Consider the following 7,937-nt stretch of genomic DNA (forward strand, 5'->3'; position numbering starts at 1 on the left):
CGCGCATGTCCACCCAAGCTGCCACCGTCGCGTCCGCCATCTGCCCCACCTGTGGAAAGCCGCTGCCGGCGGATGCTCGGGAGCAATTGTGCCCCGCCTGTGTGGCCGCGAGGATGTTTGAGTCCGTCTTTTCCGATGTGGCGGAGACAGACGAGACGTCGGTGGGCTTTGGCGACAACGGCACGCGCTGCATCGGCCCCTACGAGCTGCGGGACAGGCTCGGCGAAGGTGGTTTTGGCGAGGTTTTCAAAGCGGAGCAGCTCCGCCCCGTGCGCCGCATCGTGGCGCTGAAGGTGCTGAAGCCCGGCATGGACACACGGCAGGTGATCGCCCGCTTCGAGGCCGAACGGCAGGCCCTGGCGCTGATGGATCACCCCGGCATCGCGCGGGTTTTTGACGCCGGTGCCACGGAGGAGGGCCGGCCCTACTTTGTGATGGAGTATGTGCCCGGCCAGGCGCTCTCCACCTTCTGCGAGGAGCATCATCCAGCGCTGCGTGACCGGCTGCTCATCTTCCTCCAGGTCTGCGATGCCGTGCATCATGCGCATCAAAAAGGCGTCATTCATCGCGACCTGAAGCCCTCAAACATCATCGTGGTGCGTGGTGAGCAGGGTGGTGAGCCCGTGGTGAAGCTGATCGACTTCGGCATCGCCCGCGCTCTTTCCCAAACGCTGACGGAGCGCACGCTGCTGACCCGCTTTCATCATGTGCTCGGCACGCCGGAATACATGAGCCCGGAGCAGGCCGTGTCCGGCGGCGTGGATGTGGATGTGCGCAGCGATGTGTATTCGCTCGGCGTGGTGCTTTACGAGCTGCTGACCGGCACCACGCCCTTTCGCCCGACACTGGGCACGCCCGTGAGCGAGGCCGAGCTGCTGCGCCGCCAGCGCGAAGAGGACCCGCCGCGCCCCTCCACCCGCGTCGGCACCTCGGAGGGGCCGGCCACCAGCCGTGTGGCCCTCGTTTTGCGCAAAAACGCCGCCCGCAGCCTGCGTGGCGAGCTCGACTGGATCGTGCTGAAGGCCCTGATGAAGGAGCGTGACCGCCGCTACGCCTCCGCAGGTGCCCTGGCCGAGGATGTGCGCGCCTACCTGGAGCACCGGCCCGTCACCGCCCGGCCGCCGAGCACGCTTTATCAGTTGGTGAAATTCACCCGCAGGCATCGCGCCATGGCCGCGGGCATCATTTTGACCGCCAGCTCCCTCATCGCCGCCGCCTTCGTCAGCCAGCGCATGGCGGTGAAGGCAGAAACAGCCCGTGCCGAAGCCGAATCTGCCCAGCAGCGGATGCGGGAGGTGTACAGCCAGGCCGACTTCCGCATGGCGGAGGAACTCATGGCCAGTGAGCGTGCCAGCGATGCCGTGGCGCACCTCTGCCGCTCCCTGCGCACGAATCCCGCGAACACCGCAGCCGCCACGCGCCTCATCGCCACCCTGGCCTCTGTTTCCACGCCACAGGTGCTCCGCGCCCCCTTGCAGCATCCCACCACGGTGATGGCCATGCGCATGACGAAGGACGAGCAGCACATCGTCACCCATTGCAGCGATGGCCACCTCTGGCTCTGGACGACCCCTTTTGGCAACGAGCCGCGTCTGAAGCTGCCCTTTCCCTACATCGAGGCCCTGGACCTCAGCCCCGACGGCCAATGGCTCGGCGGCATGGCCACCACGAACCGCCTCACCGTCTGGCGCATCGCCGATGGCCAAAAGCAGCTCCATCTCGATGCCGCGCTGCCCGGCAATGACGCCCGCTGGCCCGCCCTGGCCTTCATGGCGGATCAAGTCATCGCCGCGAACGCCTCCGGCCATCTTGCGGCCTGGGATCTGGCCTCTGGCAAACAGCGCTGGATGGTCAAAACGGCCGATTGGCTGCAAAGAGCCCCCGGTGGACTGCCGAGCCTTCGCGTCACCAAAATCGCCGTCTGCCCGGCTGGCTCCGGCCGGATCGCCGCAGGCCTCAATGATGCCCGGATCGTCCTGCTGGATGCCTCGGGCAGCCTGCTGGCCCTCCTGAACGTCGTGCGCGACAAATTGCCAAACGGCATCACGCAGCTCGTCTGGTCGCCCGATGGCACCCAGCTCGCCCTCGGCACCGCCCGGGGCAATGTGGCCCTCTGGGATGTGGCCAAAAACACCGCCATCGGCCGCACGCCGCGCCATGTGCGCGAGGTCCACGCCATCCGCTTCAGTCCGGATGGATTGCGCTTTGCCACCGCCTCCTACGACAACACTGCCCGCGTCTTCAGCACCCGCTCCGGCGAGGCGCTCTCCGAGTTCCTGCTGCATGGCGATGACCTCTACGACGCCGTCTTCAGCCCGGACGGCCAGACGCTCGCCACCGCCTCGCGGGACATGCTCGTGCGCCTCTGGGCCTGGAACTCCGATCCCTCAGTGAGCCAGCCCGTGCCGCTGGCCCACACCCGCAGCCCGAATGCCATCGTCTTCGCCGATCAGGGCCGCACGCTCATCACCTCCGCCCGCGATGGTCTCGTGCGCTTCTGGGACCTGCGCCGCACTTTGGGACCAGAAGCCGCCGTGCATCGCCTGCGCCAGAGCCTCATTCCCGCCAAAGCCGCCCGCGCGAGGCTGTTCCCAGCCGCTGGCAGCCAGACGACGGCCACCGGCACCAGTCTCCGCGCCGCGCAGCACCTGCACGATCAGGCGGACAAGCCCTGGCACCAGCACGCCGGCGGCGATCCCGCCCGCCTCGCCGTTTCGGGCGATGACAGCACCCTGGTTTCCTGGAACGGCGCAGATTTGCAGGCGTGGCAGGTGAAAACCGGGGCCGCTTTGGGCCCGCCGATCGAATTGCCCGCCCGCATCCAGACCGCCGCACTCTCTCACGATGGCACCCTGGCCCTCCTCGGCCATGAAAACGGCCTCCTCACCCTCCTGCAAACCGCCTCGGGCAAAACGCTCGCCAGCCGGGCCGGACATCGCGGCCGGGTGAATCGCGTGCTGCTGAATCCCGCCGACACCCAGGCCATCACCGCAGGCGATGACGCCACCGCGCAGGTCTGGTGGCTGCCCATCTTCAAGCCCGCCGGCCCGCCCATGCGCCACGAGGCCGCCATCCAGCACCTCGTGCTCAGTGTCGATGGCAAACGCCTCGCCACCGGCTCCCTCGACAACACCGCCCGCGTCTGGGAAACCGCCACCGGAGCCCCCGTGACTGCTCCTTTGCGCCATGGTGACCGTGCCATGGAGGACACCGGCATCCTCGTGGCCCTCACGCCCGATGCGCGGCACCTCGTCACCACTGGCTCTCACGATCTCACCGCCCGCGTCTGGGACATCGCGACGGGCCGCGAACAAATCACGCCGCTCTACCTCAACGCCCGCGGACGTTCCCTCGCCATCAATGGTGACGGCTCCTGGTTCGCCGTAGGCGACGACGCCGGAGCCACCCGCGTGGGCGAACTCGCCACCGGCCGCCTTTTGCTCCATCTGCCCGCCAGCGGCCTCATTGATGCTGTCGCTTTCCATTCCGACAGCAACCGCCTCCTCGGCCTGCGCACCGGAGGCCCGCCGATCCTGTGGAATCTGCCCCGCCTCACCGCGCCACTGCCCGAATGGTTCCTTCGGTTCGCCGAAACGTGGTTCGGCCGCCGCTTCAACGATCAGAACGTCCTCGAATCCGTGCCCTACGCCCACTTTGAGCAAGCCCGCGCAGCGGCCCGCCAGCCTCCGCCCGACACAGACAAAACAATCGCCGCCTGGGCCGCCTGGCTCACCTCCGATCCTGCGAAGAATTTGCTGCCGCCGTGAGCGTCATCAGACCCGGCTGCAGTCAGCGGTGCCACACCAGCACTTGGCCGTCCTTTTCCAACCGCAGTTTCAGCTTCGCATAGTCCACATCCTGCACCGAGACACCCTCCTCAATCGCCTGCACCGCGGCCGTCGCTGCGCTCTGACTGGTACACATGAAAACAGGCTCCATGCGAATGCTGCTGAAGGCTGTGTGGCTGGCGCTGAGTGCGAAGGTGACGAGCAGATTCTCGCACTCGCTCTTCTTCGGCAGGATGGCGTCGTAGCCGATCGGATAAGGCGGCGCTCCATCGCGTCCTCCGGCTGTCTTGCCCTCGCGCGTCACCACGCCGTCCTTCACGATGCGGCGGATCTCGTGCGTGTCCGTGCCGTAGCTGCCGAGGCTGACGCATTTCGGCGCAACCTTCAGGCCAAACGTGTGATGCTCCGTCAGCACGAGGTCGCTGACCATGCGCCGGGCCTCACGCACATAGATTTGATGAGGCCAGCCGCCGTTGTCGGTGAACTCGTCCTTCGGCAGACCGAAGCGCTGCATGTCCTTGCGCACCTTTTCCGGCACGCGTGAGTCGGTGGCGAGGAAGTGCAGCAGGCCGCGATGGTAGTTCTCATGCTGCTTCGCGATCTTCTCGCGCTCGGCATACGAGGCCTCCGGCCAGGCCCACGAAGCACCGGGCAGGTTCCCGCCGAAGGTGGCCGTGTTGAAATCCCACTTGTCATTCGGCAGCGGATCGTGCTTGGAAAACCAGCGCAGGTCCATGTCGTCGCCGTTGGCGATGCAGGCCTCGATGAATCGCACCACGATCTCGTAGCGTTTGGGATCATAGTCCGACGGTGGCGTGATGGGAATCATGTTCGCCGGGTTCGTCGTCAGGCAGAGCCTGTAGCAGTAGGCCTGGACTCCTGGAGCAGGATCACCGGGCGTGCCTGGCTCGCCTTCATTGATCAATGGCAGCAGTCCGCTCTTTGGATCACCTTTCACGACATAAGGATCGAGCGGAAAGTCGCGATCCCACGCGCCGAGGCCATTTTTCAGGCGTCCAGTCGGCCCCGGCTGCTCAAACCCGGTGCGCGGCAGAAACCTCTCATTGTAATGAATGCCGTTGTAGGTCTCGCCATACTTCGCGTTGCCCTCGCGCATGATCGTGTAGCTCACACCGGCCTTCGCCATCAAATCGCCCTCGTAGGTGCAGTCGATGAACATCTTCGCGCGAAACACGGTGCCATCTTCCGTCACGAATTCGGTGATACGCGCACCCTCTTTCTTCACAGACGCCAAGCGTGCCATGACATGCACCTTCACGCCCGCTTCCTTCGCCATGTCAGTGAAGACCTGCTCCGCCTTGTGTGGTTCGATGGCATACGCCCCGCCCGTGGCCGGCCCGCCGCCCTTGCTCTCGAACGGCTTGTCCCACGCCAGTGTCACGCCCACCGTGGCTGCCAGCTTGGTGAAATACTCACGCGCGATGCCGCCAACGGAACGCGGATCGCCAATGTCCACCGCACTGAGCCCGCCGCTCGTCATCCCGCCGAGATGCCGTCCCGGCTCCGCAATCACCACCGACTTCCCCATCCGGGCCGCCTGCACCGCCGCCGCCACGCCACCGGAGGTGCCGCCATAGACACACACGTCCGATTCCACCACCGCGGCAGCGGCAAGTGACGACAGGAGGGCAAGGGCGGACAGAAGAGTCTTCATGAGGTTGGTCGGTTTGAGACGAACCAACCGCGCCTGCCTTGCTGGTCAAGGCGTGTGACCACTCGCCAGATCGACAAAGATCACGGAGCATGGATCTCCCGAGGTTTGCGTGACTTCGAGGCTATTTTTGCCTTCGCGCAGCATGGGGGCCGGAATCTGCCATGCGCGCAGTTCCTCCGGCTTGCCCAGCATGGAGGGATAGGGCACGGCAAAGGGCTCGGAAACGTCATTGGTCGCAGAGAGCGGCTCTCCATTGAAAACGGCGGTCCACTCGCTGCCCGCGAGGCTCCTGTCGGTTTGAATCCGGACTCGGGCTTCACCGCGAGGCGCGGCAAGATCGAAGTTGAACTTCGCGGGCTTGTTCAGCTCGATTTTGCGTGGCACTGGCAGCGGTCTGGCGCCCGGCGAACGCCACCCGGAGGCTATGAACCAGTGCTGTGGCTCCTTCGCCAGCGTTTGCGGTTCTCGCAGAGCCTTCAGTGCCTCAAACGGAGGCTCACCGAACTCGCCGCGGCCTTCGCCTCGGCCGTGCGGGCGATAGTAGGCGAAGTTGAAGAGGCTGATGCCATCGGCACCGCGACCATACGCGAGATGCGCGCTCGTGTGCAAATGCTCGCGGGTGGCACGGCGGAAGGGAAACACGTCGTAACCGGCCTGCACTTTGTCGCCTTTCCAGATCGTGTGACAGAGTTCGAAGTAGAGCGTCGCACCGGTGGTCATTTTCCGAATCGCGGCGAGATCGTGCTGCTGGGTGGTGAAGTAGTGCGCGGAGGCGTTCACCATGTCGAGACCGGTGGCGACGAGAGCTTTGAGATCGAGACCGAGTTCGTCCAAAGCGGGCAAGTAGCACGGAACACGGGCGCAGAGCCATTTTTTCGGCCCGAGGAGCTTTCGCACGTCTTGGACGAAGTTCGTCATGATGACGCGTCGTTGCTCGATGGGCGTTTCGGGGCGGAAGTAGCTGTAAAAGCGCAGGAAATCGAGTTCGAGGCCGTCGAGGTCGTAGTTCTCGATGAGCTCGCGGAGCATGGCGAGCTTTTGCGCCCGCACTTCGGGCTCCGCCCAGTTCAAAACGAGGTCTGCACCGCGCAGCGAGCCCGGCTTGATGCGGTGCTCGGAATGCTCGGCATACCAGCGGGTGACGCTCATGCCGATGCTGCTGCCCGGCTTGTCACCGGGCTTCGGATCGACGAACTCCTTGTGATGCGCGTCGTTCATTCGCAGCGAGACGAAAGCCGCTTGTCCCTTGGAGCGGCAGCGGTCGATGAAGCGTTGCACGATGTCGCCACCATTCAGCACGAACTGGCTGAACGAATCCGGTTTCTGCCCATAGCGCTGTTTGATCCACGCAAAGTGCTCTTTCAGGTCGATCACTTTGCTCGGCCACAGCGGCACCACGCCGAGCCCCGGCTGGAGAAAGTGCGCATCCACCAAGCCAGCGACCTCATCAATTGACGCATCGAGCATCTCCGGCCGAAACGGCTCCCGGGCGGCATGAAAGGGACTCACGCACGAGGTGATATTCGTGAGGTCATTGCTGTAGATCACCCGAAACGGCGCTTTGCGCGGCGCATCCACCGCCAGCAGCGGCGTGGCGGCGAGAGTGTGGATGAAATGGCGGCGCTTCATGGGGTGAGTTGGAGTCCAGGCTTTAGCCGACGGTTTGGGGTGTGCGGGAGGTCATTGATCGGCTAAAGCCTGGACTCCAACGTCGGAATTCGCGATCACATTCCTGGATCGTCCCAGCCAGAGCCGTAGCGGTCGATCGGGTAGGTCTTCCACAGGCGCTCTGCTTCGTCGCGGTTGGTTTCGGAGAGAAAATCAGACGCGCTGGACCAAGGCCAATCCGTCCACTTTTCGACGTAGCCGTGTTTCACGGGGTTGTGATGGATGTAATTCACCGTGGCGTGGAAGTGGTCCGTGCTCTTCATCACGGTTTCGACGGCGTTGCACCAGACTTGGCGGCCCCTCGTGTTTTCCTGACCGTTCCATTCGAAGGAGCAGCGGCCGTGAAGCCGGCCGAGTCGCTTGAGAAGCATGTTCACCTCGGAAGTGCAGACGAGCGCGTGATAGTGATTCGGCAGCACCACCGAGGCAGCGATGCCAATGCTGTGCTCCTGGAGAGCGTCGAGCCACGCTGCGGCGAACGCATTCATGCGCTCCACCGTGTGACCGATATGCGGCCGATGCTCATAGCAGGCGGCGGTGATCAAGTAATGCCGCTGACCGCTATCGAGATGAGGCGGGCTGTGCGGCGGACGCTTCATCTGCCGACGCCAAGCGAGCGTTGCGACACGCTCTTCCTCATTGAGTTTTCGCCAGCGATACATGGGTCGAATGGGTGAGTTGGAGTCTAGGCTTTAGCCGACGGTTTGGCACGTTCGGGATGTCATTGATCGGCTAAAGCCTAGGCAGTGTTTTAAAACCTCAAAAGGCGAGAGAAAGAAGTTGTACTCACGGGTTGGATAACGGAT

4 protein-coding genes are annotated in these 7,937 nt (G+C 64.3%); 1 reads left to right on the top strand and 3 read right to left on the bottom strand.

Features of this window, described 5'->3' with window-relative positions; translation table 11 throughout:
• The first annotated feature begins 5 nt into the window (after nucleotides 1-5).
• Complete coding sequence (locus IAE77_RS06490; protein ID WP_294223542.1) at nucleotides 6-3,767, top strand: WD40 repeat domain-containing serine/threonine-protein kinase; 3,762 nt, start codon at nucleotides 6-8, stop codon at nucleotides 3,765-3,767.
• Nucleotides 3,768-3,789: 22 nt separating this feature from the next.
• Here IAE77_RS06490 and IAE77_RS06495 read toward each other — a convergent pair whose 3' ends face one another.
• From IAE77_RS06495 to IAE77_RS06505, 3 genes are all read right to left on the bottom strand, one after another.
• Nucleotides 3,790-5,463 carry an FAD-dependent oxidoreductase gene (locus tag IAE77_RS06495; protein WP_294223545.1) on the bottom strand — a complete coding sequence of 558 codons (1,674 nt, stop codon included), beginning with the start codon at nucleotides 5,461-5,463 and terminating at the stop codon, nucleotides 3,790-3,792.
• 45 nt (nucleotides 5,464-5,508) lie between these two features.
• Nucleotides 5,509-7,092, bottom strand: a complete 1,584-nt coding sequence (locus tag IAE77_RS06500) for a hypothetical protein (protein ID WP_294223548.1) — start codon at nucleotides 7,090-7,092, stop codon at nucleotides 5,509-5,511.
• A gap of 95 nt (nucleotides 7,093-7,187) precedes the next feature.
• Nucleotides 7,188-7,793 carry a hypothetical protein gene (locus IAE77_RS06505; protein ID WP_294223551.1) on the bottom strand — a complete coding sequence of 202 codons (606 nt, stop codon included), beginning with the start codon at nucleotides 7,791-7,793 and terminating at the stop codon, nucleotides 7,188-7,190.
• Nucleotides 7,794-7,937 lie beyond the last annotated feature (144 nt).

The sequence above is a fragment of the Prosthecobacter sp. genome (assembly GCF_014879935.1).
Classification (GTDB): domain Bacteria; phylum Verrucomicrobiota; class Verrucomicrobiia; order Verrucomicrobiales; family Verrucomicrobiaceae; genus Prosthecobacter.